A 25,183-nucleotide genomic window follows, 5' to 3' on the forward strand; every position below is an offset into this window, starting at 1 on the left:
GCAATGACGCTGATCATGAGGTATACGCCATTTTGGCTGCAGAATCTGGCCGTTACTGTCTACAACGGGCGACTGTATCGTCAGCGGCGTGCCGGCATGTACCCGAAGTGGCGAAATTACTATGAGTCGATAGAGGGGAAGCCGGCTTGCTGGGTTGAGAAAGAGGCTTCAAAGCGTCTCGCTGATTTCCTGGCCTTCGTGAGCGAGCATTCGACTTGGTATCGTGATTGCAAAGCGACTGACTTGGATTCGTTTCCGATTCTTGAGAAGACCAAACTTCTGGAAGGCTTGGATCGGATTGCAACCGTGAAGCCGGAAGAAGCCTTGGTAAGCCATACTGGTGGAACGACCGGAGCTTCAATGAAGGTCTACTACACGCTTGATGACATGCAGGAACGGTTCGCGTTGCTGGACCATTTTCGTGGGACCTACGGATACAAACTCGGGAAGAGGGTGGCGTGGTTCAGCGGAAAATCTCTCGCTACCCAACGCGATGTCGAGAAAGGGCATTGCTACCGCGATGATTTGATCAACAAGATCCGGTTCTTCTCGACCTTCCATATAAGCAAGAAGAATTTCGATCATTACTGGGAAGCGCTGGAGAAGTTCAAGCCGCGATACATGATTGGCTTCCCGTCCAGCATCTATGACATCGCGGTCGTGGCGAGGGAGCGCGGCCTGAAGGCGTCATACGAGGTCCAGGCAGTGTTCCCCACGGCTGAGACCGTGCTGCCTATGCATCGCGAGGTTATAGGGGCCGTTTTCAACACCCGACTGATCGACCAGTACGCATCCTCCGAAGGGGCGCCGTTTATCCTTGAGTGTCCTCACGGCCGATTGCATATTCATCCTCTGAGCGGTGTGTTTGAGGTCATCGACAGCGAAGGGAACCCGGCCCCGGAGGGCGAGATTTTAGTGACCTCGTTTACGACTCACGGGACTCCGTTGGTCCGCTATCGGATTGGCGATCGAATCAAGCTTTCTGATTCTGGGTCGACATGCGTATGTGGGTCGGTCTTTCCTATGGTCGACTGGATCGATGGGCGTACTTCGGATTTCATCTGGTCGCCGGAGAATGGACGAATCAATCTTGGAAATCTCAGCAACTCGACCAAGGACGTCGATGGTATCCATTGCTTCCAGGTGATCCAGGACGATCCGAGTCGGATCGAAGTTCATGTTGTTGGCAGTACGGACTTCGATGATAAGCAGGAGCAGGCATTTCTTGCGGCATTGAGGGCCAGGATCGGCAACGCCATGGAAGTCCATTTGCGGCGGGTGGATGAGATCCCGCGTGAGAAGAGTGGCAAGTTCCGGATCGTCAAGAATTCCATAGCGGGTTCGGTGCCGGCATGAGTACTTCGGGTACGCCATTGGAAGCGGCAAAACCGTTTCTTCTTGTCGCGAGTTTTCCTGAGTCGATCCTGACCTTTCGCGGTCCGCTGGTCATGGCGGTTCTGGATGCAGGTTTGCCGGTGCACGTTGCCGCGCCGGGATTGCCTTGCGGTGCACCCATTCGTTCGTTACTTGAGGCCATGGGAGTTGTGGTTCACGATATTCCGCTCAGCCGAACCGGGACGGACCCATCAACCGACTTGAAATTGGTGTCACATTTGTACCGCTTGCTTCGGGAGATCAAGCCAGCGGCCATGTTGGGGTACACGATCAAGCCCGTCATCTACGGAACGCTGGCGGGCTGGTTGGCACGGGTACCGCGCCGCTACGCTTTGGTCACGGGTTTGGGCTATGCATTTACCGGCTCGCGCAAAAGCATGCTGACCGGGTTGATTCAGCGCTTGTATAGCCTCGCCTTGGCTCGCGCCCACAAGGTGTTTTTCCAGAACCCGGATGATCAAGCCCTGTTCCGCGACTCTGGAATCCTTCCCTTGGGAAAGCCCTCCGTAGTGGTGAACGGCTCCGGCGTGGATGTGGTTGCATTCGAGGTGGGGGGCGTGCCGGAGGGCGTGCCCACTTACCTCATGATCGGACGTCTTCTAGGCGACAAGGGCGTGCGTGAGTACGCTGAAGCCGCTGGGCGCGTGCGGTTACTGCATCCGGAGGCCCGCTTCGGCTTGGTCGGTTGGATCGACGAGAATCCTGACGCCATCGCTCAGGACGAGCTCGACGCATGGGTCGCCAGCGGCACGATCGAGTTCCACGGCAAGCTGGCCGACGTCCGTCAGTCGATTGCGGCCTGTAGCGTGTACGTGCTCCCGTCCTACCGCGAAGGCACGCCACGCACGGTGTTGGAAGCCATGGCCATGGGTCGCCCCATCATTACGACCGATGCCCCGGGCTGTCGTGAGACGGTTATCGATGGCGACAATGGTTTCCTGGTCCCGGTGCAATCTGTGGATGCACTGGTGGAGGCCATGCTGAAGTTCATCGAAGACCCGTCGCTCGCCCAGCGTATGGGATGCCGGTCGCGGCAGATTGCAGAGGACAAGTACGACGTGCACAAGGTCAATGCGGTGATGCTGCGGGAGATGGGTATTTTGGCAGCTTCGGAAGCCAAGGCGGGTGCGGCATGAAGGTCGGGAGTTTGGACATTCAGGCTTTGGTGGGTCACGTACGAGGCCAGTACGGTGAAGGCTTCATTCCGCTGCACCGTCCCGTCTTCGAAGGCAACGAGAAGCAGTACCTCGTCGACTGCATCGACTCGAACTTCGTCTCCTCCGTGGGCGCGAAGGTCGTCGAGTTCGAGCAGTACATCGCGTCCTTCACCGGCGCGAGGTACGCCATCGCTACCGTCAACGGCACCGCCGCGCTGCACGTCGCCCTACAACTGGCTGGCGTCCAGCGCGGCGACGAGGTTATCACCCAGGCCCTGACCTTCATCGCCACCTGCAACGCGCTGAGCTATGCCGGCGCCCATCCCGTCTTCGTGGACGTGGACCTCGAAAATTTGGGCCTGAGTCCCGAGGCGCTGAGTTGCTGGCTGTCCGAACATGCCGAGATACGTGAAGGCCAAGCTTGGAACCGCAGCACTGGCCGCCGCATTTCCGCGTGCGTGCCTATGCACACCTTCGGCATCCCGCTCCGCATCGCGGAGATCGTGGCGATCTGCGACGAGTACGGCATCACCGTGGTCGAAGACGCGGCCGAGTCCCTGGGCAGCTGGGTCGGCGACCGCCACACCGGCACCTTCGGCCGTCTGGCGACGCTCAGCTTCAACGGCAACAAGGTGATCACCACCGGCGGCGGCGGCATGATCGTCACCGATGACGAGGCACTGGCGCGCCGCGCCAAGCACCTGACCACCACCGCCAAGGTTCCGCATCCCTACGAGTTCGTGCACGACGAGGTGGGCTACAACTACCGCATGCCCAACCTCAATGCGGCGCTGGGCTGCGCGCAGATGGAGCTGCTGCCGAAGATGCTGGAGATCAAGGCCGAGGTCGCCGCGCGCTACCGCGAGTTCTTCGCCGGCACCGACGTCCGCTTCGTCGACCCGCTGCCCGGTACTACGGCCAACTACTGGTTGAACGCCATCGTGCTGGGCTCCGAGGCTGAGCGCGACGCATTGCTGGAGTACACCAACAGCCGTGACGTGATGACCCGCCCGATCTGGCGGCTGATGTCGCGCCTGCCCATGTTCCAGCACTGCCAGCACGATGGGCTGGAAAACTCCCGTTGGCTGGAGGCGCGGGTGGTAAACCTGCCGTCCAGCGTGCCCGAAAGCGAATTCCCGAGGCTCCGCGCGTGAACATCCTTGATCTGATCGGCCGCACCGCGCCGCTCTTCGACACCGACATCCAGCACCATGAGGCCGAGCTTTCTGGGCTCGTGCAGTCCAGCCGCTTCCTCGTGATCGGCGGCGCCGGCTCCATCGGCCAGGCGGTCACGCGCGAGATCTTCAAGCGCAAGCCCCGTGCGCTGCACGTGGTCGACATCAGCGAAAACAACATGGTCGAGCTGGTGCGCGATATCCGCAGCACGCTGGGCTACATCGATGGCGATTTCCGCACCTTCGCCATCGACTGCGGCAGCCGTGAGTTCGCGGCGCTGATGGCGGCCGGGCAGGGCTACGACTACGTGCTCAACCTCTCCGCGCTCAAGCACGTGCGCAGCGAGAAGGACCCGTTCACCCTGATGCGGCTGATCGAGGTGAACGTGCTCAACACCATCAGCACCATCAGCACCATCGCCCAGGCGCAGGCGGGCGGGGCGCGCAAGTACTTCTGCGTGTCCACCGACAAGGCCGCCAACCCGGTGAACATGATGGGCGCCAGCAAGCGGATCATGGAGATGTTCCTGATGCGCGCGAGCCTGGAGCTGCCGATCTCCACGGCGCGGTTTGCGAACGTGGCGTTTTCCGACGGCTCGCTGCTGCACGGGTTCAACCAGCGCTTTGCAAAGCGACAGCCGATTTCGGCGCCCAATGACGTGCGGCGCTACTTTGTGACGCCGCAGGAGTCGGGTGAGCTGTGCCTGAGCTCGTGCCTGCTGGGCGGCAACCGGGACATCTTCTTCCCGAAGCTGAGCGAAGAGCTGGACCTGACCCGGTTCTCGGACATCGCTGTGCGCTACCTGCAGTCGCTGGGCTTCGAGCCCTACGAGTGCGCGAGCGAGGACGAGGCGCGCGACCGGGCGGATGAGCTGATCGCCACCAAGCGCTGGCCGGTGTACTTCTTTGCCAGCGACACCACGGGCGAGAAGGACTTCGAAGAGTTCTTCACCGATGCCGAGACGCTGGACATGGAGCGCTTCGAGAACATTGGCGTGATCCTCAACGTGCCGGAGTTCGATGACGAGCGTTTGGAGTATTTCCTGACCACGATCGAGGCGATCCGCGGGGGCAAGACCTGGGACAAGCCCGAAATCGTCGACCTCTTCAACCACATGATCCCGGACTTTGCCCACAAGGAAACGGGCAAGTATCTCGACGGCAGGATGTGACATGCAGCGATTGCTCGACATTGTGTTTTCTGGCCTGGCCCTGCTGGTGCTTTCCCCCCTGCTGGTGCCGATCGCCATCGCCCTGCGCCTGACCGGCGAAGGCGAAGTGTTCTACGTGCAGCAGCGCATCGGCCTCGGCGGCCGCATGTTCGGCCTGTACAAGTTCGCCACCATGCTGAAGAACAGCCCGAGCCTTGGCACCGGCACCGTGACGGTGAAGCACGACCCGCGCGTGCTGCCGCTGGGTCGCTGGCTGCGCAAGACCAAGATCAACGAACTGCCGCAGCTGCTGAACATCTTCGAGGGCGACATGAGCATCATCGGCCCGCGCCCGCAGACGCAGCGCTGCTTCGACGCCTTCCCGGCGCGATCGCAGGCCGAGATCGTGAAGGTGCGCCCGGGGCTGTCCGGCATCGGCTCCATCGTCTTCCGCGACGAAGAGGACCTGATGCATGCCAGCGCCGAACCCGAGCGTTTCTACGACGACGTGATCATGCCGTACAAGGGCGCGCTGGAAGAGTGGTACGTCGCCAACCAGGGCTTGTGGACCTACCTGTGCAGCATCGCCGTGACGGCGTGGGTGGTGCTGGTACCTGGTTCCGGGATTGCCTGGCGGGTGTTCCATGAATTGCCGGAACCGCCCGCAGAACTGGTGGCTGCGGGTGGGGCGGTGGGCGCGGTGGAAGCTTCGCCGCAATGAGCCCGGCCGAGCGCTACCGACAGGTCGCGCGGCTGCATGTGCGATGCCTGGATCAGGGCTTCCTGGCGACCTTGGGCGAAGGGTTTCTCGCATTGATGTACGAGGCGATCGACGGCGCCGACGAAGCCACGCTGCTGGTTGAGGAAGACGGCGGGCAGGTGCAGGGCTTTGTCACCGGTGGCACCGGCATGGGCGCCATCTACAAGCGGATGCTGCGCAGCCCCGTGCGGCTCGCGCTGGCGATCGCCCCTGCACTCGTCCGTCCCTCCAAGGTGCGACGCATCCTCGAGATCCTGCGCTACTCCGGCGCAGGCGTGCTGCCCGGAGGCCTGCCGGAGGCCGAGCTGCTGAGCATCGCGGTGGCCCCCGAATGGCGTGGGAAAGCGGTTGCCGATCGGCTGTATGGCCGGCTGGTGGAGGATTTCCGGAACCGTCAGGTCGATGCGTTCCGCATCACGGTAGGTGAGGCACTGGCACCCGCGCATCGGTTCTACCGGCGTATGGGCGCGGAAGTGGCGGGCCAGGTTGAAGTTCACGGCGGCCAGCCGTCGAAAGTCTATGTCCATCGGGTCTGATGCCACGGGTGGGCTCGGCTGATGGGTGCATCCGATCTGTTGCTTGGCGCAATGGCCCTGGCTGTCGGGCTACTGCTGGCGTGGCGTAGCGGCCCTGTCGCGCGCTTGCTCTTGTTCGGGTCCGCGATGGCGGTATCGGCACTGCTGTTCCTGCCGGGCGAGCAGATCACGGGGTTCCTCGGGAAGGATGGAGTCCGCGCCTTGCGGCAGATGGCTGCCAGTACGCCGTGGGACGTGTCCGAATGGACGCACTTCGTGATCTTCGTCTGGCTGGGGTTGCTGGTGTGGCTGTGCCGCCGGGACCTTCGCGGTTGGCAGGCTTGGGGATTGGTCGCGGTGCTTGCGGTTTCAGCCGAACTTGCACAGGGGTTGGCGCCAGGCAGGGAGCCCCGGCTCGACGATGTGCTGCTGAATATTGCTGGGGGAATGGCCGGCTTGTTGATTGGCCTGGTGATCATTGCGCTGTGTGGCGTCCGGCAGCGAAGGCGGATCTGAGCGACGCACGGCGCGGCGATCCTGGCTATGGGGCGCACCTGGATCGCGACAACGATGGGGTTGGTGCGAGCCGTACCGGGGAAGGTAGTCGAGATCTCTGGTGGAACGATTCGTGACGATTTCGTTACTTCGTTCCATGCGTTGGGACTCCATGTTCTTGGGCGTGACTCACACAACACAGGAGCTCCACTCATGAACAAGACCCACCTTCTTGCCGGTACCGTCCTCGCCGCCGCCCTCGGCGCGCTGTCCTTTGGTGCACAGGCCGCGGAGCCCGTCGGTTTCTATGCCGGCGCCGGCGTCGGCCAGTCGATGATCGACGAGGGCGTGCTGGACGAAGAGGAGACCGGCTTCCAGGTCTACGGTGGCTACCAGCTGCACCCGAATTGGGGCTTCGAACTGGCTTACACCGACTTCGGCAAGATCGAGTACGGCAACGTGGCCTCGCTGGAAGCCGACACGGTGTCCCTGGTCGCGGTCGGCACGCTGCCCTTCACCGAGAACTTCTCGGGCTACGCGAAGGCTGGCGTGCACAGCTGGGACGCGGACGCCCGCGCGGCCGGCATTGGCAGCGCCTCCGACGACGGTACGGATCCGACCTACGGCCTTGGTCTGCAGTACCGCTTCACGGATACGTTTGCGCTGCGGGGCGAGTACAGCCGGTTCGAGATGGACGACGTGGACGTGGACCTGGCACAGGTGCAGGTGCGCTTCGATTTCTGATCCCCACGGGGCATCGCTGCAGGAAAACAGGCCGGGAATTCCCGGCCTGTTTGCGTTTGGAGTTGGTGGTCTCGCTGCACGCCATCCTGGATCACGGTAGCGGCCGTACTATGAACACCACGAGGCTGCGTGACGCTTCTGTGGGAGCGGCTATAGCCGCGAACAAACTTGGCCACGGCCCCCAAACCGCCAATTCACGCAGCGCGAAAGGTCACTGCTTGAGAAAGGGGTCGGCGTCTCCGACCCATTTTGTGTCACTACTTGCTACTCAGCGGCAAGGAGTTCTTCGATTTCGTCCGCAGCAAATCCAAGCAGGCTTCCAATCCGACGGATATAGATCTTCTCAGTGATATGGATCTCATCCCGACGGGCCAAGGCGACCATATTGGCCAAGAGTGCCACCGCGCTGTCAGGTTGCGCGGCGACCTTCTCAATCCCTTGCAGCGGTTGGCTCTTGCCCTCCAGGAACTCGAGAAGCAGTGCGCGATGGGCATCGCTCAGGTCCGGGCTGCCAAGGATCTGGTTGATGAACTCCCGCTCCTGTTCGGAAACGCTGCCATCGATTTTGGCAAGCTCGATCAGTACCTGCAGCTTTGAGAATTCCAAGTCGCCGTCGGCGATGCCGTTCGGTGCGGTTTCGATCGGCTTGATCAACTCGATATCCGGGGTGTCAGGGTCATTGACGATGTCCTTCTGGAAGATTTCCATCGCCATCTTGCCAATCTGGTTCGTCAGGTATCCGGTCCAGGCGGCCATCGCGGCGGCACCCACACCGGGCAGCCATTTGCTGATAGCAGACTTCAAGGCTTGCTGGGTGATCTTGCCGCCGAGCATGGCAATCACCTTGGTGAGCACGCGCAGCGACGCCCTGCGGACAAGCACTTGGCCACCACGGATCACCAAGAGACTACCCGTACTTGTGCCAGCAGCGCTGACGAAGACCCCAAGGAGAAGTTCCCGGGTCATGATTTCCTTCTGGCCATAGGCCGCACCGATGTCATAAATCAGTGCAATCTGATTGCGAATGACCAGCAGTAGTTCGGGAACAACCGCGAGCATTCCGAACGGGCCAGGAATCAGTCCGGCGCTGCCGGAAATCGCAGCATTCTGCGTAACCGCGCTGCGGATCAGCGCCTGAACGTCGCGCCGCACCGGAATTTTGTCCGGGTTTGCCTGGTAATACGCATTCCTCGATTCGAGGACCGACTCGAACGCCCCCCGAAGCCCGTCCGTGATGCGTTCCTGCATCTGCTCCACCAAGCTTCCCGAACTCGTCATATCTCCACTCCCTTGTGTTGGTGGAAACGCTGCCCGCCACCGATGACGGCTTCGAGGAAGGCAGCCAGCGCGTGTCGCTGCGGCGGAGCGGTGCGTTCGCTCTGGGAGGCGAGCGCTGGTCGTACATCCTGACCGGTTCGCGCGATCCCGAGTGCGAGGCGCGCGCATGCGGTGGCGGCGCCATTGGTGGCGCTCTGTTCCGCTCCGAGGAGGGGAAGTGGGTGCTGGCCTCGCATGCGCCGGCGATCCTCAGGGCCGGCAACCACGGTGAGGCGGCGGCTGGCGACTCCATCCGCAACCTGCGGGCCGATGGAGACCCACCCTTGATCCGTGTGGATTCGGGCGACTGCAATTTCGGGTACTGCGGGGCTTCGACTTCTCTGGTGGCGGTGGTGGGCGGACGGCTGGCGCAGGTCTGGTCAGGGACGATCGTGGAGGAAAACCTGGGAACGACGTCGTGCGACGAACAACGCCAATGCACCGACTGGGAGACAGGGATCCGCGTGCTTGAAGGAGGGGACTCTGACTTCCCCGACTTCGAGCTGGCCCGGAAGGGCCGGTCCTGGGAGGAAGACAGGGGCGCGCATTTCGAGATCGACGAGGCGGTCGTGTATCGCTACGACCCGGCGGGGAGCTATCACGAGCATTCGCGTTCGGGCGGGATGGTCGAGATACCGGCTCCTCCGGAGCCGGAATACGTGCCGGAGGAGCTACTCGACCAAGGCTCAGCAAAGAATGCGGTGTACGCGGCGGACGCCGCGGCGCAAGGGCTGCGCCTGCCCGACGCGGAGGCGCGGGTCGATGAGGCGTCCCGGTCGATGCATCCGCCGAGGTACCCGCCGGCAGCGCTGCGCGCAGGTATCACGGGGCGGGTCGTGCTGGTGTTGGACGTGGACGCGATGGGCGCGGTGACAAACGTGTCGGTGGAGCAGAGCAGCCGGAACAGGGATCTCGACAGGGCAGCCATCGATACGGCGCGGCTTTGGCGCGTGGAGGCGGCCGTCGAAGATGGTCGCCCTGTTGCGAGCCGGCTGCGGGTGCCGGTGGACTTCAACTTGTAACCGCCCCGGGGTGCTTGAGCAGGCCAAGGCCGGCAGGCCGGTGCCCGAGCTGGTGTCGCGAGCATGGCATCAGCATGGCTGGGGCACGCCGGCTGAATCCCGCTATCCTGCGGATTCAGCCTGATCGGGGGAGGGCCTTGCCGTGACACCATTTTTCGAGAAGCCTCGCTGGCTTCGGGATCTCCTGCGTTTCCTGCCGCTCAAAAGCCAGTTTGTGCTGTCGGGGAACGTCAGTGATCTACAGGCGAGCGAGATCGCGCAGGGCATCGTCACGCCGCAGGCGTTCGTAGCGAACCTGGGGGATGCGCTGTTCGAGGGGGGCTATGCCCAGGTGATGGTCTGGGATCCCGTCGCGGGATTCAGGGTGGCTGCGCGCCGCGGGTCCGACCCGACCGGCGGCGAGGACCTGCTCCGCGAGCTGGGTCTGGTGCCGGTTGACGGCGTCGCGCCCGCCGGCCCTGACCTGCTCGGCAACACCTTGCCGAGGATTGTCGAACGCAGCGGCGAGCCGGTCGCGTTGATCGTCGATTTCGCCTCGCGCCTGGTGGTCCGCAGCGATGGCCTGACCGCCGCCGAACATCATTTGTTCACCCATGCGCTGGTGCTGTCGCATCAGGCCAGGACCCGGCCCGTCGGGGAGGCGCGCAAGCCGTTCTTCAATACGGTGCTCTGGGTGGTGGACAAGGAGGGTGACCTTCCGGACTGGTTGCTGGTGGATAACCCGCGGCTGCGGCATATCCCCGTATCGAAGCCCGACCTGCTCGCACGCCGCGCCATTGCCGCCGGCCTGTTGCGTGGCCTCGAGGGCGGACGCGACGCCGACTCCGATGCGCTTGGGCAGGCCACCGCGGCCTTTGTCGAGAGCACGGAGGGCCTGCTTTTGCTGGACCTGAACGCCATTGCGCAGCTGGCGCGGGTTGAGGGCGTGCCCATGCAGCGGATCGCGGATGCGGTCCGCCGTTACAAGGTCGGCGTGACAGAGGATCCGTGGTTGAAAATCGACCGCCAGAAGATTCGCGAGGCTGATGGCTTCATCCGGCGGCGAGTCAAGGGGCAGGCGCACGCAGTCACGCACATGCTGGATATCGTGAAGCGTGCGATGACCGGCGTGGGCGCGAGCCGCAAGGGTAACCGTCCGCGCGGCGTGGCCTTCCTGGCCGGACCGACGGGCGTGGGCAAGACGGAGCTGGCCAAGACCGTGACCAGCCTGCTGTTCGGCGATGAAAGCGCCTATATCCGCTTCGACATGTCGGAGTTCAGTGCAGAGCACTCCGACCAGCGGCTGATCGGGGCGCCGCCCGGCTACGTCGGCTATGACGTGGGCGGCGAGCTCACCAACGCGATTCGCGAGAAGCCCTTCAGCGTGGTGCTGTTCGATGAAATCGAGAAGGCCCATCCGCGGATCCTGGACAAGTTCCTGCAGATTCTCGATGACGGCGTGCTGACGTCGGGGCGCGGTGACCGCGTGTACTTCTCCGAGGCATTGATCGTGTTCACCTCGAACCTGGGTATCTACCGCCAGGACGAACTCGGTGACCGGGTGGCCAACGTGCTGCCGGAAGACACCTTCGAGACGGTGCAGCGCAAGGTGGGCAGCGAGATCGAGCGGCACTTCAAGCTTGTGCTGAACCGCCCGGAAATACTCAACCGCATCGGCGAGAACATCATCGTCTTCGACTTCATCCGGGAGGACGTGGCCGCGGAAATCTTCGAGCAGATGGTGGAGGCCACGCTCGCGGATCTTCGCGAGCAGGGCTTGGAGGTGGCGTTGGCCGGAGCTGCACGGGCCGGGCTGCGCGCGCTGTGCCTGGGCGATCTTTCCAACGGTGGCCGCGGCATCCGCAACCAGTTGGAAGCGCATCTGATCAATCCCCTGGCGCGCGCCCTGTTCGATCACGACGCACAGCCAGGACAGCGCTTCGAGGTTCCGGAACTGTCGCCGGATGGCCTGCGGCTGGTGCTGCCTTGAGCACGGCGCTCGATCTGTCGCGAGTGCATTTTCCGGTGACGGCACTCGGGCCCGGGCGTCGCGTGGGGATCTGGTTCCAAGGCTGCAGCATCCGCTGCCCGGGCTGCATTTCTGCGGATACCTGGGGGGCAGGGCGGCATCGGACCACCGTGGGGCAGATGCTCGACGAGGTGCAGCCCTGGCTGGCTGCCGCCGATGGCGTCACGATTTCCGGTGGCGAGCCTTTCGATCAACCGGACGCGCTTCTCGAGCTGCTGACGGCTCTGCGTCGATATCGTGCGCTCGACATCCTGGTCTACAGCGGCCATCCGCTGGAGACGCTGGCCGGGACCCTGGCGCGAGCCGACAGCCTGATCGATGCGCTGATCTCCGATCCCTTCGAACAGCAGCAGCCGCAGACCGTCACCCTGCGCGGCAGCGACAACCAGCGACTGAGCCTGTTGACGGCGCTCGGGCGTGAGCGGTTCGCGGAGTACGAACGGCCGCTGGACGCCGGCGACCAGGTCCTCGACCTGATGCTCGACGACGATGGCAGCGTCTGGATGGCCGGTATCCCGCGGCGCGACGATCTGCTGCGGCTGCGCGATCTGCTGCGCGGGCAAGGACACCGGCTGCAGGTCAGTGCCGATGTTGCGGCGCGCGGCGGGCAGGAGGCGGCCGCGCGATGATGCGGTTCTGCCCGAGCTGCCTGACCGAGCGCGCGCTGTACGAGCTTGCCTGCGAGGGCGTGGTACAGGATCGCCCCTGCGGCTGGGACCTGTCGGGCGAAGCCATCCGGGATGCGGGTTGGCGGCCGCAGCCCGTCGTCACCCGGCACGCCCCTGAGCCGGCAGCGGTCGGAGAGCACCCAGAGTCCGGGGGTGCCGCTTGCGAAGGTCCACGTTGCACCGGCGGCCATCCCATGCAGCCGGGAGACCTGATGTGCCTGGAGTGCGGCGGCGAGCCTGCGTCACCCGCTGCCAGCGACGCTCCGGACGGTGCGCCAGAAGCGTCCGAAACCTCGATCGATGGCTGGAAGTTGCTGCGCGAGATCAGCCGCACCGATGACGTGCGCGAGCGCTACCTGGCCGAGCATGAAGACGGCAGGCAGGCGGTCCTGACCCTCTATCGCGCCGGCGCGGAGCCCGATCCTGCCATCTATTCCGTGCTGCGCCGCCTTCCGCGCGAGCACGTGCCCGAGCTGCTCGCGATCGGCCGCTGGGACGACCGCGCCTACGAGGTGGCGGAGGAGTTGACCGGCGGCACCCTTGCTGGTTTGGGCATCGTCATCCGCGACCTCGAGGCCGTGCGCCACGTGGTGCGCGAGCTCGGCCAGGCGCTGCATGCGTTCAGCGAAGCCGGCCTGCGGCACCGCGACTTGCGGCCGGGCACCCTGCTGGTGCGCAGCCGCGAGCCGCTGGATCTAGTGGTCAGCGGCTTCGGTTCTGCGCGCCTGTCCGACTTCGACCTCGACATCGTGTCGCCGCTTGAGATAAGTCGGTACATGGCGCCCGAAGCTGTCGCCGGCGGGGTGGCCGCGGCGTCGGACTGGTGGAGCCTGGGCATGGTCCTGCTGGAGCAGATGACCGGCGGCGCCTGCTTCGATGGCATCAATCCCAATGCCTGGCTGATCCATGTGCTGGCGCACGGCGTGCTGTTGCCGGAAGACCTGGATCCGCGCCTGGACCTGCTGCTGCGCGGACTGCTCGCCCGCGATCGCCATCAGCGCTGGCAGTGGCCGCAGGTGCAGGCATGGCTTGACGACGAACCGGTGAGCGCGCCCGCAGCTGCCCGAGCCCAGCATGACGGGGACGAGGGCGCGACGATTTCGTTGGGCACGCAGCGCTTCCGCAAGCCGGGGCTGTTCGCACTGGCCGCGGCGGAGGAGCGGCACTGGGTACAAGCGCTGGAACACCTGCTGCGCGGCACGCTCGTGACCTGGGGCGAACAGGTCGGGCTATCGCCGAAAATGCTCGCAGGCCTTCGGCAGGTCGCAAGGCATGAGGAGCTGGACGACGACACCCGCCTGATGCTGGCCCTGAAGCTGCTCAATGCAGACATTCCGCTGATCCAGCGGGGACAGATCGTGACGCCAGGCTGGCTGCTCGAGCACCCGCTGGACGGCTACCGGTTGATCAGCGGGCCGGCACCGGACCTGCTGGAGGCGCTGGGGAAGGAACGCTGGCTCTGGCAGCTGAAGGTCCGCGACGGACAGGTGCGGCAGCGTGCCCGCCACCAGGACGTCGCGCTGGACGAGCAGCAGCTGCGCATCTATCTGCTGTCGACATCGCGGGCGCGGCTGGTGGCGCAGTGGCAGGAGCGCCAGCGCCTGCTGCCCGACAGCGAACATCCCGGCGTGCGATCGTTGTCGGACCACCGCGTGATCAGCGAAGAAGACCTGATCGTGCTGCTCAGCGCCGCGATCGGCCAGTTCCGCTCGTCCGATGCGATCACGGCTGAAGCTGCACTCCTGGCCGAGCAGGCGCGCGTTGAGGGCTTCGACGTCAACGCGGCGGCGGCGCAGCTGCAGGAGGGTCGGCAGGCGCTGTTCCACATGGTCGACGAGCGCATCGCGGGTTTCGCGCGCTGTGGCCAGGAGTCGCTGGACGCGTGGGCGGACCAGTTCCGGTTGGAGCGACGCATGCCCCTGGCCCGGGCGCTGGTGTTGCTGGCGGTGCCGCCGGACGGTTGGCTGGAGCCGCAGAAGCAGCAGTACGTGTCGCAGATCCTCGATTTCTTCGAGAAGAAAATCGCCACGGCCGTGATGCGCGGGCCGTTGGTGAGGATGAGCATCGGGGCCACCACTGCACGAGTTGATATCAGCGAGTTCGACACCGGGCGCCGGCCCGCCGCGGCCCTGCTCGATGCGTTGCTGGCGCGCCAAGCCCGGTCGATCGTGCTGGACCCTGAGGCATTTGCAGACAATCCGCTGCTGGAGCGCCGGCTGCACGCCCTGCATCGCCAAAGCACGCTGTACAAGCGCGACACCGGCATTGATGGCCTGCATCTGGGGTTTCCGTTCCTGCTCACGCGCAATGCAAGGGGCAACACGAGGACGCGCATCGCGCCGCTGCTGCTGTGGCCGGTCAAGCTGCAGGCCGAGTTGGGCACCCGTGGCCAAGCGTCGCTGGCGTTCGACAGCGAGCGTGAAGAGGTGCGGATCAATCCTGCTCTGGAGGCGCTGGTCGGTCCGGAAGCCTGCGCGGGCTGGCGAAGGATTGCGGACGACCTGCTGGGCCGATCTGCGCTGAAGGCATCGGACGTGATGGACGCGTTCGGCGTGTTGGCCAGCGCGCGTGAGCGCGTGCTCGCGGTGCTGCCGTCGATCTCCACCGAAGTGGCGCCGAATCATGACGAGCTGGCCTGTGCTGCGGTGCTGTTCCACGTCACATTCATGGGTCAGGCGCTCGGCGAGGATCTTCGCCAGATCAAGGGGATGTCGCCCGGCGGCACCGGCCTTGAGACCGTCCTGCGCCTGGGTGCCGCTGCCAAGCCGACCCCGGCTGCGCCGCCGCCGGAGCGCGAGCGCTACTTCACCGCTGCCAGCGATCCTTCCCAGGAAGAGGCCGTGCGCCAGGCGAGGCAGGCCCCCGGGCTGCTGATCGAGGGGCCGCCTGGCACCGGCAAGAGCCAGACCATCGTCAACATGGTGGCTGACGCCATCGGCCGGAAGAAGAGCCTGCTGATCGTGTGCCAGAAGCACGCGGCGCTGGAGGTGGTGCACAAGCGCCTGGTAGCCGAAGGGCTGGGCAACCGGATCGTGATGCTCAACGACGTCAACAAGGATCGGGAGCCGGTGATCCGCAGTGTGCGTGAGCAGTTGGAGGTGCTGTTCGCTTCGGCGGACGGACCCGCGCCGTGGCAAGGCCAGCGGGAGCGGCTTGCGGCGCGCATCGAGTCGTTGGAAGGCGAACTCGACCGCTTCCATGCCTCCATGCACAGCGGCGACGAGCGCACGGGACTGAGCTATCGCCAGCTGCTGGGGGAGCTGGTCGAGCTTGAGCAGGGCGAGGCGCCGATGGATGTCCCGGCGATGCGGCAGGCCTTGACCGACTTGGACATCGCCAGCCTGATGCAGCTGGAAGAGGCCTGCGCGCCCTTGGCGAGGCTCTGGTTGCCGGCGCGCTACGAGGGCAATCCACTGGCGCGCCTGAAGGTGTTTTCATCCGATGCGCCGACCCTGCAGGCGTTCGAGCAGGACCTGCTCCGCTTCAAGGAGGCAGAGGCTGCAAGGCTTGAGAGCCTTCAGCCCCACGCGGCCGGCTTCGAAGTGGAGGCCGCTGAGCCCTATCGCGATTGGCTGCAGGGATCCGCTCGGATCCTGCTCGAGCTGCTTGAAGGGCGACGCCAGCGCCTGGCGCGCTGGCTGCCGCTGTTCCGCAATGTGGCATCGGATGGGCCCGATTCGGGCGCGGGCATGATTTCGGAACTCGAACAGCTGGCGCAGCAGTTGCAGCAGGTCGAGGGCCAGCACTATTCCACGCGCCTGTCCCCCGCACTGAGCGCATTGGGCGCAGCCGAACTGGAGCAGCTGACGGTGCAAGCCGGACGCGTGCTGCAGGCTACTTCGTGGTTCGCAAGGCTCAGCCCGCTGCATGCCCTGCGCCGCCGCAAGGTGGAAGCCTTTCTGCTTCAGTGCGGCAGCCATCGTGCCGAACCGACTCGGGTGGCCACGCTGTTCCATGCGGCGCGACTGGAGGCTCAATGGCGCCCACTGCGTGACCAGTTCAGGACGCTGCAGCAGCGGCTGGGACTCGCCCCGCCCGCGATCGACTGCGGTCCCGCGCTGGCATCGCAGGTCGCGGATACCTTGGCGAAATTGCAGGATGTGCGGTCGCTGGCGGCGGCGATCGCCGCTGCGCCGAGGACCGCTCAGCTGGAGGCAGCGGTGCTTACCGGCCAGCGGCAGGCGTTGGAAGTCCTGCTGACGCAGACCGAGGCGGCGCTGGTCCGGCAGGCCGCGCGTCAGTGCAGCATCGATGTGCTGCATCGGCTGGCCAACTGGGCCGGTTCCGACTGGATCCAGCAGTTGCGAAGCGCGATTGACCACGGGCAGAGCAACGCTTTGGTGCTCGACCAGATTGAGCGCGCGCTGCCCGAGCTGGCGGCATACCAGACGTTCCGTATCCGCGCGGCGCAGTTGGCTGCCGGGCAACTGGAGTTCTTTGCGCTGTTGCGCGAGCACGAAGCTGCCTTGGACCTGGTTCCAGGCGAACAGCTGGAGGCCGTTGTCCGCCGCCTTATCAACCGTGAGGTGCGCCTGGGTTGGAAACAGCGCTTCGAGCAGGAGCATCCCGCGCTGCTGCTCGGGCAGGACGAGGCCGCGGCGAAGGTCGCAAGCCTGGCGAAGGCGGATGCTGAGATGCGCCAACTCAATCGCCAGCTGCTGGCCGCCGGGTTTGATCGCGGTGCCTTGGGCAGCCGCAGGCAATGGGAGGACGTCACTCGGCTGACTGGACGCCGGTCGCGCCGCTTGCGCGAGTTCATGGAGCTGGGGACAGGCATCGGCCTGATGGAGCTCCGCCCGGTCTGGCTGATGAATCCGGATGTCGCCAGCCGGGTCCTGCCGCTGCGGCCGGGTGTGTTCGATACCGTGATCTACGACGAGGCGTCGCAGATCCCGGTCGAACACGCACTGCCGACCCTGTTCCGCGGCCGCATCGTGATCGTCAGCGGTGACGAGAAGCAGATGCCGCCTACGTCGTTCTTTTCCAGCCGTATCGAAAGCGACGAAGCGGAACTGTATGACGGCGACGCGCCGGACGAGGATTCGGAGCCCGAAGTGCTCGAACAGTTCGAGGACACCTGGAACCGCCGCGAGATCAAGGATTGCCCCGACCTGTTGCAGCTGGCGCGCGGCGTCCTGCCTACCACCACCTTGGAGATCCACTACCGGTCTGCCTACCGGGAGCTGATCGGGTTCTCCAATGCGTCGTTCTACGGCAACCGGCTGAGCGTGCCGGTCCGTCATCCGCCGGCGAGAGTGCTGGCGGCCAGGCCGCTGGAGCTGATTCGCGTGGACGGCCTGTACCAGGAGCAGACCAACGCGGAGGAGGCCGAACGCGTAGTCGACTATGTGTCCGAGGTCTGGCGCGAACCCGTCGGTCGGCGTCCTTCGGTCGGTGTGGTGACGTTCAACCGTAAGCAGGCGGACCTGATCGAGGAGCGCATGGAGCTCCGGGCCGAGGCCGACGACGGCTTCCGTGCCGCCTATGCCCAGGAGCGGGAGCGCAGCGAAGAGGGCGAGGACATGTCGGTGTTCGTCAAGAACGTCGAAAATGTCCAGGGCGACGAGCGTGACGTGATCGTGTTCTCCTCGACTTTTGGTCGCAACGGACAGGGCACGTTCCGCCGCAATTTCGGCGTGCTGGGACAGGCCGGCGGCGAGCGCCGGCTCAACGTCGCCGTGACCCGCGCGCGCAGCAAGGTGGTGATGATTACCTCGATGCCCATCGCCGACATTTCCGACATGCTCGGTACCCGGCGGCCTCCGGCAAGTCCCCGCGATTACCTGCAGGGCTATCTCGAATACGCGCGCGCGCTATCGGCGGGCGAGTTCGAAAGCAGTGCGGCCTTGCTCGACCGCCTCCATACCGACCGACAGCGTGTGCGCGGCGAACGCGGGCTCGAGGGCGATGGTTTCACGGCCGCGGTGGGCGAATACATTCGCTCGCTGGGCCGGGATCCGGTATCCGTAAACGAAGGTGACACTTTCAGTCTGGATTTCGCGATCGAAGACCCCGGCACCGGGCTCTACGCGATCGGCATTGAGTGCGACAGCCCGCGGCATCCCCTGCTCCGGCATGCGAGGTCGCGCGAAATATGGCGCCGCAAGGTGCTTGGACGATCCATCCCCCGCATTCACAGGGTGTCGTCGCAAGGCTGGCATCGCGATGGCGAGGCCGAGCGGCAGGCGCTCAGGCAGGCCATCGAGGGTGCCTTGGCAAATGTAGGCGCTGCGACGGCAGCTTTTGGTGGCAACGGGGCAAGGTCTACGGCGGAGGAGACATGAGCGGTCCAAAGGTTGTACGAATCGTCACGCGCGAGGAAATCCTGGCGATCTGCGAGGGACATTTGCAACGCCTAGAACAGGCGCTCGCCCGCTGGCAGGCCCAGGCCGGGCGCATCGGGGAACTCGAAGACGCGGACCTGGCGGCTACGCGTGCCCGGCATGAGCGGCTTCGGCGGCTCATGCAGGAGGATCGGTTCGCGGACCTCCAGAAGGAAGTTCCCCTGGAGATCGAGTTCCTCAATCACGACCTGGCCCAGAAGGAGGAGCGCGCCGTGAGCAGGGCGGCGCAGAAGCGCCGGTCGCAGCGATATCTGCGCGAGAACGCCAGTGCTCTGCTGCGTGCTCTGGAAGCCAGGGAAGTGCTCCTCGACAGCTCGCTTGTCGAAGCGCTTAAGTCGATCGCCGCTGGTCGCGCGCAGGGCAGCGCAGAGGGGACGTTGGCCGAGGGCTATGCTCGCTTGGGACATAACTCGTCGCCCGAATCGCTGGGCACGACGCAGCGTGATCTGGCGAGGGCGCTGCAGACGGAGCGGCCCTCCAAGTGGATTGCCGAAGAACATATGGAGCGTGAGCCCCGCCTCGACCGGATCGATCACCACATCGCCCAGCTGCAGACATTGCATGGCGCTACCGCGGTGGAACCCTTCCTGCAGCGGCTGAACGCCATCGAGCGCGAGCCGCGCGCCGGACAGCGGAGCATGCTGCTTGACAGCTTCGTCGTGGATATTGCCAACGCGGTCTCGGAGCAGCATGCGCGACGCCGCCAAGTGGCATCGTTGCAAGCTTTGGCGTCCGAGCTCGAAGCACTGCTTGGGGAATCGAGATCTGCATTGCGCCTGAGGATCGCAGCCTGTTTGGCCGATCCGGAGCCGGACATGCCGCATGTCGGCGAACTGGCGCAGCAATGTGGCAGTGCGATCGAGGAGGAACTGCGCCGTCGCGCGGCGCTCGCCACACGGCAGGCGGTTCTCGAAGGGCTGGCCAGCCTGGGCTATGAAGTCAGGGAAGGCATGGAAACTGCTTGGGCGGAGGCGGGCAGCGTGGTGCTGCGCAAGCCGGCGACGCCGGGTTACGGCGTCGAGGTCGGTGGCCGCGCGGAAGGCGGTAGGCTGCAGGTGAGGGCGGTTTCGCTCTCCGGTACGAACGATCGTGGACGGGACCGGGACATCGAAACGATCTGGTGCGGCGAGTTCGCCCGCCTGCGTTCGCTGCTGGCCGAGAGGGGAAGCGAGCTCGCCATTGAAAAGGCGCTCGCAGTCGGGGAGGTTCCGCTGAAGGTGATCGAATCGGACATCGATGCCGACCGCGGTGTCTTCGACGCAGGCACCAAGAGTTCAAGTTGATTTGACAACGCCACAGCTATTTGGCGAAGACTTCCGCTTAGATTTTTCTATGGAATGAATGCTAGGGGGTGAGGCATGGCTGATATGCCGGTCTGTCTTTCAGAAGCCATTAGGAGCTATCGCGCGGAGCGGGAGTTTTCGGAGGTGTTCTCGCAATGTCTGGACAAGCTGGAAACACAAGGCTTCTCCTTGGTTCGAGATCCTGCCGCGTCAGACGATGACGTTCGCTGGCACGCGGCGGACTTTGTCATTCACTACATTGCGCTCGCGCTGGACGACCATCGGATCTCGGAGCGCGAGTATGGATACATTCTCATGCTCAAGCGGGTCTATGCTCTGGAGGAGGGGGATCTGCTCATGTTGCAGCGGCATGCAATTGCCGAACTTCTCTGCCTGGAAATGACGAATATTCTGGAGGACGAGCACGTCAACGATCCGGAAATTATGCATCAGGCCGACCTGCAGCGTGTTCTTGATCTTGGCTTCGATGAATACCTGGAGCTGACAAGGGAGAGCATCAGACCGGTTGTTGACCGGGTGCTGGACGATGCCAAGGGAAGAAGTGAGCACTACCAGAACGAGGTCATCCGCAGGCTGCAGGGCTTGCAGACTGTGATCCGGATCGACAAGGCGACCATGACGGCGATCTGGCCCGGCTGAGTTTGTGGTCCAAGCGATTGCCGAGGTCTATTCGAACGGCTCGACTGCTCGAAACACCCGCCCTGGATCGCCCGCCGTCGGTCGGGCGCCCGTCCTCATACCGCGCTGTAATCGATAAACCCCTTGTTGACCCCCGCGATCTTCCGCGCGTCCCGCTGGAACACGCCGATGCCCTCACGCGAGCCGCCGTCGTTGGTATTGCCCTCGATCGTCGTCAGCCGACCGTTCGCGACTTCCAGCACCAGTCCGGTGTGTCCCTTCCCGCCGCCGTAATCCATCACGAACAGCTGGCCCGGCTGCACCAGGCCGGGGTCGTTGACTGCGGCCGTGTGGGTGATTCGCTTCGCCGCGCGGTTGTCCCGGGCGCGGTTCCAGTGATCGAGCACGCCAGCCGTACGCACGTGGGGATTCGCACAGCCAAGCCGCCGCGCGGCGGTGTCGAAGCAGAAGTACGTAAACGCCACGCACCAGGCGTAACTGCTGCGGCCGGGTCTCAGGCCCACAGCCTGCAGGTAGAGGTCGACCTCGGGGCCGCGGTTCGAACCCAGCGGCTTCTCGAGCACGCCGATCTGCCGGCGTGCCACGTCCAGGACGTCCCCCAGGAGGCGCGACGGCGGGCCGGCGCTTGCGGGCGTCGTGTCTTCGCCGAACATCGCGCCCCAGCTGAGGCTGCCGATCTTGCCGTCGACCACCAGCGGTTGGCCGGTGACATCGGTGTAACGGGCCTGGAACAGCTTGGCCGCGCGCTCGGTGTGGTCGCGGTCGAATGTTCCGCTGACGCGCAGTGGGCCGCAGCCGGTGAAGTTGAGCCGCTCCTGCACCAGTTTGACGATGGCGCTGTCGGCTTCGCCGAGTTTGATCACGCGTCCCGGGAAGGCCGGACGCGAGGTCCATCCCGGGGGAAGGGAGTTGAAGGACATGGTGGCTACCTCGCTTGTGTGGCCGCAGGCCCGGGCGATGCCACGGTGCGCGGGGGAATCCAGAGTTCGAAGGTATCGGGCGTGCCGAAGCCGATCGGCTGCATGCGGACGGCGTCGCCCATGGCGGCCCGGGCACGCGCCACGCAGGCCGGGCTGGAGTTGGCGGGATAGACCACGGCCGTGCGCGTCCAGACGAAGGGTGGGGCGGTGCCCCTGCGGCTGGCGGTCTCGACCACGTTGTCCACTGGCTGCGGCGGCGCGCCCAGCTCCCAGGCCAGGCGTGCGCCCTCTGCCTGAGCATAGGGAATGCTCCCGGCGTCGTAGGCGTGCAGGAACAGCCGGACGCCGTCGGCGCAGGGGGCAGGTGGTGCGGCGAGCGTGTCTGCCGGTGCGGGCGGCGGGGGCGCGGGGTCGGCCGCCGCAACGTCTTCCCAGTCCAGCGTCGGATCGGTGGCCGCGGCCGGGGCCGCAGCCGCAAGGACCGCTCCATCCGCCGCTTCGGCCGTATCCGTCGCAGCTGCCCCCACCCCGGATGCCTCCATGGGCGCCCCTGCTGCCGGCATGTCAGCGGCGCGTGCGGCATCGCGTGCGGACACCGCATCGTCGTAGGCGAAGCGCTTGTCCGCGAACCAGTAGTCGTAATACGGCTGGGGCCTGTACTTCACCAGCGGCGCCACCTTGCGGTGCAGGGCCACGCATTGCGAAGCGTCATCGGCATCCGCCAGCGAATCGCAGCGTGCAGCGAGCCGGTCGAGCACGACCTGGAAGCGGCCGTCCTCGCGCAGCGCGGAACCGTTTGCGACCTGGGCGAACTCCTCCTCCAGCAGGGCTTCCACCGGTTCGCCCTGGATCCTCTGGCTGAGCACGAGTGCCTGCTCCTCATACAGTCCTTGGGCGTCCCGCCTGGCCTCGCGGTATTGCTCGATGCCCTGCCACGCCGCCACCAGCAAGCTGAGGGACAGGCCGGCGCCCAGGGTGGCGCGTGCGGTCAGGCCGGCGCGCTTGCTGCGGTCGCTCTTGGCCACCGCCAGTGCCGACGCGGCCGACTGCTTTTCGGCGTCTTCCAGGCTCGACGTGGCGAGCTTGTCGGAGCGCACCACGGCCAGCGCGTCGGCGATCAGCGCCGGGGTGACCGCTTCGCCCATGAGCAGGCCCAGCTGGTGATAGCTCTCCCATTGCGCTTCGTCGAAGAACTGGTCGCCGGTGGTCTGCTGCGGAAAGTCGGGGGCGCGGTCGGCGTAGGCGACCATGTCGAAGGGCATCGCATCCATGCGGCGCGGCTTCACCACCAGCAGGGCGCCGGTGCTGCCATCGTCGTAGCTGATCCGGCCAAGCACGAGCCACTGCTTGCCAAGCCCGGGCTGGATGGTCTCGGGCGTGCCCAGTATCTGGTCCAGCGGTTCGGGCAGGACGCCGCTGCCGGGCCTGATGAACTCGATCCTGGCGCAGTAGTCGATCTTGGCCTTGCGCACCAGGGATTCGAGGTCGGCGAACAGGTACTTCGGGTCGGCGCCGCAGTCGGCGGCCACGATGACCGGCGCGCGGCGTTTCAGCAGCGCGTGGATGCCGGTGTTGTCGAAATGCCCGCCGTCGGAGAGGTACCAGACCGGGGAGGCCAGGCCGGGGAAGCGGGCGAGCGATTCGGCCACGACCGCGGCCGGCTTGGGCGCCTTGGCGAGCAGCCAGTCCATGGGCCCCTTGGCGGCCTGTTTCACCAGCGAGGGCATCCAGTAGCCGAGGCGGATTCCCGACATGAACAACAGCGCCGCGAACCCCGTGGAGGTGCGCGAGCCCATGCCGGTGCTCGCTGCAGCGCCCGAGATGGCGATCCATTGCGACAGCTTCGCGCGTCGCGCCGTGCCGGTGTCGCCGTCCGGGAAGTTCGTTCCCAGTTCCACGCCCAGGGAACTGACCGCGATGGCCACGCCTTTGCGGTCGGCGTTGTAGAGCCCGGTGCGATCGTCCACTGACTGGTTGATGCAGCAGTTCACCAGATGGATGGGACCGCCGTATTCGTGCGGACGGTACTCGCCGAGATCGATGTCGTCGCCCGGCACGGCTTCGGTGAGCGGCGCGATGCGGCTGGTGCGCTCGGGGCTGACCGGATCCAGCGCGCAACCGCCGAAGCGCCCGCCGCCGTCCGGACCGCAGTTGCCCGACGACACGTAGGCGCGCTCGATGCGGGCGCGGTAGAAGTTGTGCAGCGAGGCAAGGTTGAGCAGGTCGTAGCTGCGCAGGGTCGCCAGGATGTAGAGCGCGCAGACCGCGCAGACCAGGACGAAGAAGGGAAGCGGCGACCCGTCCCAGAGCTTGCTCCATTCCGCACCCGGCCCCCAGTAGGCCAGCCGTGTGGCCTCCGGGAAGATGAGCACGCTCAGCAGGGCGGTCCACAGCACGGCGAGCAGCAGACCCAGTGCGATGCCGATGATGTTGAGGATGCGCTCGAGGTTGAGACTCGGCCCCTTGCTGGTCGCCATCCAGCGTTGGAGTTCCGGCAGCACCAGCCGGCCGACCGCCGCGACCACCAGGATGGTGCCGCCGAGCCGGGTGACCGCGTGCTGGACGTCGCCGCTCCAGAACAGCCGCGTCAGTTGCCAGGTGGTCCAGTCCAACAGCAGCAGCAGGAATGCGATCGCGAGCGCCCAAAGGCCGTAGGAAAGGCGCTTGGTCCGCACCAGGCGTTGCGTCGAGGGCGGGATGCCGCGCAGTTGCTGCTTGGCGTGCGAGATGGCGGCGGTGACCGGCGCGAGCACCAGGAAGGCAAAGATGAGCTTCACCACGGCGTACGCATCGCTTGTGGCATCCGCTTGACCCATGGTCTTCGCGGCCTCGGCGGCATCCATGCCCGCCTTGCCCGAGAAAGCGATGCATGCAGCCACGACGACGCCGATGAGCCCGGCGCTGGTCACGGTGTGCGGGTCGCGCGTGTACCAGTAGGCACAGATCTGGTGCACGCAGGCGAACAGCGGCAGGAGCAGCAGCCAGCCCCAGACGCTGGGCATGGTGCTGGCAAGCTCATGGTTCCAGAAGGTGCCGGCGTGGAAGGGCGGGAAGAGCGAGACCAGGAAATGCGGCAGCAGCACGAGCGCTGCCATCGCAAGGACCAGGATGCCGATCTCCAGGTGGGTCGATATCACGCCGCGGACGATGGACGCGGTGGCGAAGCCCAGGTCTTTCGCACCGGCGGGCGTCAAGTAGCGGCCGTTGTTGCGCAGCCACCACAGCCACATCGAATGGTCGCTGGCGACGCCTTCCTCGACCTGCGCCGCATCGGTCTGGCTGCTGTACAGGCGCCCCAGGCTGGCGCCGAGGTAACCGCCGCCGGACACCGTCGAGAGATAGTCGAAGTGCCTGAGCAGGCCCGCGCGTGCGAGGCCTCGGACCAGGCCCAGGCAGAAGGTGGCGCTGCGGATGCCACCACCCGACAGCGCCAGACCCCACGGCCCGGGCGGGTCGTTGCTGACGCCGGCCTTCTGCCTGCGTGCGTCCACATGCGCGTCAAACTCGCGGTGTGCATCTCTGCGCGCTTCGATGCCGAAGACGCGGGGATCCTGTCCTGGTTGCATGCT

Annotated in this window: 17 protein-coding genes and 1 pseudogene; 15 read left to right on the forward strand and 3 right to left on the reverse strand. The window is 65.3% G+C overall.

What is annotated here, in order from left to right:
* Positions 1-3: 3 nt before the first annotated feature.
* The 9 genes from ACW5F0_RS01550 to ACW5F0_RS01590 all read left to right on the forward strand — a co-directional run bounded on the left by ACW5F0_RS01550 (position 4) and on the right by ACW5F0_RS01590 (position 7,392).
* Positions 4-1,356: a phenylacetate--CoA ligase family protein gene (locus ACW5F0_RS01550; protein WP_456998884.1), complete on the forward strand. Its 1,353-nt coding sequence runs from the start codon at positions 4-6 to the stop codon at positions 1,354-1,356.
* The gene (locus ACW5F0_RS01555; protein WP_456998885.1) at positions 1,353-2,531 is read left to right on the forward strand and encodes a glycosyltransferase family 4 protein; all 1,179 of its coding nucleotides are present in this window, start codon (positions 1,353-1,355) and stop codon (positions 2,529-2,531) included. The genes ACW5F0_RS01550 and ACW5F0_RS01555 overlap by 4 nt, the downstream gene beginning before the upstream one ends.
* Positions 2,532-2,560: 29 nt before the next feature.
* Positions 2,561-3,706 carry a LegC family aminotransferase gene (locus ACW5F0_RS01560; RefSeq protein WP_456998887.1) on the forward strand — a complete coding sequence of 382 codons (1,146 nt, stop codon included), beginning with the start codon at positions 2,561-2,563 and terminating at the stop codon, positions 3,704-3,706.
* Positions 3,703-4,899, forward strand: a complete 1,197-nt coding sequence (locus ACW5F0_RS01565) for a UDP-N-acetylglucosamine 4,6-dehydratase (RefSeq protein WP_456998888.1) — start codon at positions 3,703-3,705, stop codon at positions 4,897-4,899. The genes ACW5F0_RS01560 and ACW5F0_RS01565 overlap by 4 nt, the downstream gene beginning before the upstream one ends.
* A 1-nt stretch (position 4,900) precedes the next feature.
* Entirely contained in the window at positions 4,901-5,599 is a 699-nt protein-coding gene (locus ACW5F0_RS01570) for a sugar transferase (RefSeq protein WP_456998889.1), read from the forward strand.
* Complete coding sequence (locus ACW5F0_RS01575) at positions 5,596-6,174, forward strand: GNAT family N-acetyltransferase (protein ID WP_456964287.1); 579 nt, start codon at positions 5,596-5,598, stop codon at positions 6,172-6,174. Before ACW5F0_RS01570 ends, ACW5F0_RS01575 begins: the two co-directional genes overlap by 4 nt.
* Before the next feature lie 21 nt (positions 6,175-6,195).
* Positions 6,196-6,669 (forward strand): VanZ family protein, encoded by a 474-nt coding sequence (locus ACW5F0_RS01580; RefSeq protein ID WP_456998890.1) that lies wholly within the window; start codon positions 6,196-6,198, stop codon positions 6,667-6,669.
* Complete coding sequence (locus tag ACW5F0_RS01585; protein WP_456964289.1) at positions 6,639-6,785, forward strand: excalibur calcium-binding domain-containing protein; 147 nt, start codon at positions 6,639-6,641, stop codon at positions 6,783-6,785. The genes ACW5F0_RS01580 and ACW5F0_RS01585 overlap by 31 nt, the downstream gene beginning before the upstream one ends.
* Positions 6,786-6,861: 76 nt before the next feature.
* Positions 6,862-7,392 (forward strand): outer membrane beta-barrel protein, encoded by a 531-nt coding sequence (locus ACW5F0_RS01590; RefSeq protein ID WP_456998891.1) that lies wholly within the window; start codon positions 6,862-6,864, stop codon positions 7,390-7,392.
* Between the two features lie 264 nt (positions 7,393-7,656).
* Here the strand turns inward: ACW5F0_RS01590 and ACW5F0_RS01595 are convergent, their stop codons facing one another.
* Positions 7,657-8,640 carry a TerB family tellurite resistance protein gene (locus ACW5F0_RS01595; RefSeq protein WP_456999157.1) on the reverse strand — a complete coding sequence of 328 codons (984 nt, stop codon included), beginning with the start codon at positions 8,638-8,640 and terminating at the stop codon, positions 7,657-7,659.
* Between the two features lie 818 nt (positions 8,641-9,458).
* Between ACW5F0_RS01595 and ACW5F0_RS01600 the strand changes: the two are divergent.
* The 6 genes and pseudogenes from ACW5F0_RS01600 to ACW5F0_RS01625 form a co-directional block, all read left to right on the forward strand.
* Positions 9,459-9,731, forward strand: a pseudogene (locus ACW5F0_RS01600) (energy transducer TonB); the annotation flags it as partial.
* 142 nt (positions 9,732-9,873) lie between these two features.
* A complete protein-coding gene (locus tag ACW5F0_RS01605) occupies positions 9,874-11,700 on the forward strand; it encodes an AAA family ATPase (protein ID WP_456998892.1) in 1,827 nt (608 codons plus the stop codon).
* Positions 11,701-11,735: 35 nt separating this feature from the next.
* The gene (locus tag ACW5F0_RS01610) at positions 11,736-12,368 is read left to right on the forward strand and encodes a 4Fe-4S single cluster domain-containing protein (protein ID WP_456999158.1); all 633 of its coding nucleotides are present in this window, start codon (positions 11,736-11,738) and stop codon (positions 12,366-12,368) included.
* Positions 12,365-18,691 carry an AAA domain-containing protein gene (locus tag ACW5F0_RS01615; RefSeq protein ID WP_456998893.1) on the forward strand — a complete coding sequence of 2,109 codons (6,327 nt, stop codon included), beginning with the start codon at positions 12,365-12,367 and terminating at the stop codon, positions 18,689-18,691. Before ACW5F0_RS01610 ends, ACW5F0_RS01615 begins: the two co-directional genes overlap by 4 nt.
* Positions 18,688-20,034 carry a hypothetical protein gene (locus ACW5F0_RS01620; RefSeq protein WP_456998894.1) on the forward strand — a complete coding sequence of 449 codons (1,347 nt, stop codon included), beginning with the start codon at positions 18,688-18,690 and terminating at the stop codon, positions 20,032-20,034. The genes ACW5F0_RS01615 and ACW5F0_RS01620 overlap by 4 nt, the downstream gene beginning before the upstream one ends.
* Positions 20,035-20,109: 75 nt before the next feature.
* Positions 20,110-20,694, forward strand: a complete 585-nt coding sequence (locus tag ACW5F0_RS01625) for a hypothetical protein (RefSeq protein WP_456998895.1) — start codon at positions 20,110-20,112, stop codon at positions 20,692-20,694.
* A 95-nt stretch (positions 20,695-20,789) separates the two neighbouring features.
* Here the strand turns inward: ACW5F0_RS01625 and ACW5F0_RS01630 are convergent, their stop codons facing one another.
* Complete coding sequence (locus tag ACW5F0_RS01630) at positions 20,790-21,614, reverse strand: CHAP domain-containing protein (protein WP_456998896.1); 825 nt, start codon at positions 21,612-21,614, stop codon at positions 20,790-20,792.
* 5 nt (positions 21,615-21,619) lie between these two features.
* Positions 21,620-25,180: a patatin-like phospholipase family protein gene (locus ACW5F0_RS01635; RefSeq protein WP_456998897.1), complete on the reverse strand. Its 3,561-nt coding sequence runs from the start codon at positions 25,178-25,180 to the stop codon at positions 21,620-21,622.
* Positions 25,181-25,183 lie beyond the last annotated feature (3 nt).

Source organism: Luteimonas sp. A534 (assembly GCF_054072805.1).